This window comes from Moorena sp. SIO4A1, from assembly GCF_010672065.1.
GTDB lineage: Bacteria > Cyanobacteriota > Cyanobacteriia > Cyanobacteriales > Coleofasciculaceae > Moorena.
Genome location: NZ_JAAHHX010000890.1, coordinates 1 through 1206 on the forward strand (window position 1 = coordinate 1; position 1206 = coordinate 1206).

Genomic DNA, 1206 nt, shown 5'->3' on the forward strand with positions numbered 1-1206 from the left:
TCATTTGCCCACCCTACTACTTGTTGGGAGCAGGTCAAATTTGCTGAAACATTAGTACTATTTTCCAGTAGAGCAAGCTTAAACCCATGAGGGGGCTATAGATAATGTACAAATATTGATCCAGGACTAGCTCCCCCTATTACCTATTACCTATTACCTATTACCTATTACCTATTACCTATTACCTTAGTACAAATGTTCTGCATAAGTGACATGCTCCCTGCTTGTTTGTCTTCATAACCGGATTATCAGTTATTTAATCAAGTTATAAACTATAGTGTTAATAACTTGTAACTAATAACTGATAACTCCTTTTAAGTCCATACTCGTTTTAAATTAAGAACAAACCCAGGTAGAATATCTTCGCCTGACAATTGTTTCGGATTTTCTAATACTTCTACCTCCTGCCCTGGACGATAAATCTCTACCTGCATCTTCTGTGGATTAATTAACCATCCCAGTCTAGCCCCGTTATCCATATATTCTCGCATCTTGGCTTGCAGTTTAGGAAGGCTATCGGATTCCGAACGTAGTTCGACGACAAAATCAGGGCAGAGAGGGACAAAGCCTTTGCGCTGTTGGGGCGTAAGGGATTCCCAACTTTCTCGAATAACCCAAGAAGCATCGGGAGAGCGATCGGCACCGTTAGGAAGCTTGAATCCCGTAGAAGAGTCAAAGGCTTCCCCTAATTCTTCATGTGCCTCAAACCAGTTACCAAGTTGGGTGCTGATACTGAGATTACGCTTGCCGGATTCACCGCCAGTGGGGGGATTCACAATTAACTCTCCTTGTGCTGTGCGTTCTAGCCTTAAATCGCGGTTGGCTGCGGCTATTGACTCAAACTGAGCTTGGGTGACGTGCAAGACTAGGGAACCTGGCAGTTCAAGGGATAGAGTTTGGGTTTGAGTAGGTGTCTGTGTCATGACATCTTCAGCCAAGGAGGATTTAGAAAAAAGCTACTTTTTAATTATGTTCACAAATATCCCATAATAGTCACATATAGTGATTTTGTGGGGTTGAGGTAACAAAACCCAACCTACAAGCTCAGCGATCGCAATCAAGTAGTGTGATCGCACTAAGTTATCGCTGTCGGGTCATTCCAATTATTGCGTCTACGGTAAAGTCTGAGATAGTGTCAAGGGTGGGGAGTATGTCAGTTCCGGCAAACACCAGTGGTAGTTCCTGGTTTTCCCAAACCCAGATTTG

General features: G+C 43.2%; 1 protein-coding gene. It reads right to left on the bottom strand.

The genetic code is table 11. The features are described from left to right. Positions 1-314: 314 nt before the first annotated feature. A complete protein-coding gene (locus tag F6K53_RS43820) occupies positions 315-923 on the bottom strand; it encodes a Uma2 family endonuclease (RefSeq protein WP_293087089.1) in 609 nt (202 codons plus the stop codon). Positions 924-1206 lie beyond the last annotated feature (283 nt).